General features: G+C 60.5%; 1 pseudogene. It reads left to right on the top strand.

Features of this window, described 5'->3' with window-relative positions:
- Positions 1 to 64: 64 nt before the first annotated feature.
- Positions 65 to 1,174: pseudogene (locus tag ABD154_RS17925) on the top strand (IS1249 family transposase); the annotation flags it as partial.

Raw genomic sequence — 1,174 nt, 5'->3', positions numbered from 1 at the left:
ATCACCTGATTGCTTAGCTCTGATCGCTTAGCATTCGTAGGGTGCTTGCAATCGACCGAAATGTCAGATCTGTCAGACAACGCTGAAGAAGAACGGCACGACCAAGGCCGGAACCACCCGGTACAGGTGTCCCGCCTGCGGAGCCTCCAGCAGCGCCAAACGCCGAGGATCGACACAACGATTCGAACTGCGCGCCTTCCTCGACTGGCTCCTGGGACCAGCACCACAACCAGCCCACACACCACTGGGCAGCCCCCGAACGTTCCGGCGCCGCACATCCTGGTGCTGGACGATCCACCCAACAGTGTCCCCGACCTCTGAAATCCATGATCAGATCATGCTCGATGGCACCTACACCAACGGGTGGTGCGTCCTCATCGCCTACACCGGCACTCACGTCATCGACTGGCAATGGTGCGACCACGAAAAGACCGCGTCCTGGACGGCACTCATCTCAACCATCCCTGCACCCCGCTACGCCATCGTCGATGGCAACGGGCCGTTGACAACGACGATCGAGAGACTCTGGCCACAGACACGAATCCAACGCTGTTACTTCCATATCCAGCACGCCTGTAACACGCATTTGACGAGGACGCCGACCCTGCCGGCGAACAAGGAACTTCAAGCGATCTACCGGGCCCTGTCGAAAGTCCAGACGTGGGATCAGGCTGCAGCGTGGCTGGCCGAGTTCGCGACATGGGAAGCGAAATGGGACCGTATGCTCAAACAGCGAACCTATGCCCGCTCCAGCACGAGCAGACCCGCCCACGTCAGGCCCGGGCAGACATGGTGGTACACGCATCTGCGCACGCGCCGGGCCCACGGGTTCCTGGCCAAACTCATCGCGAAGAACCATCTGTTCACCTGGCTCGAGGCCGCCGACGAAGGGGTCGTGATCGCGAAGACGACGAACGCGTTAGAAGGCGGTATCAACGCTGGCATCAAGCATCTCAAACGTCACCACCGCGGACTGTCTGAAGACCACGGACGACGAGCCGTGGATTGGTACTTATGGGACCGAACACAGGCCCACAGTGACCCGTGGACTCTGGCGAAGTCGCAACTGAAAACGCTAGCGACAACGCCTCTGAAGGAGCCGGTCGCCGAGCCTGTAGGTCCCGCCGTCTATGACACGGGGTTCTCGTGGGAAGACGGGATCGGTATCCAGTCA

Origin of the sequence: Brevibacterium sanguinis (assembly GCF_039528855.1) — a bacterium.
Lineage (GTDB): Bacteria > Actinomycetota > Actinomycetes > Actinomycetales > Brevibacteriaceae > Brevibacterium > Brevibacterium sanguinis.
The sequence above is the reverse complement of the archived record's forward strand: the minus strand, read 5'-3'. Positions and strand labels throughout refer to the sequence as shown.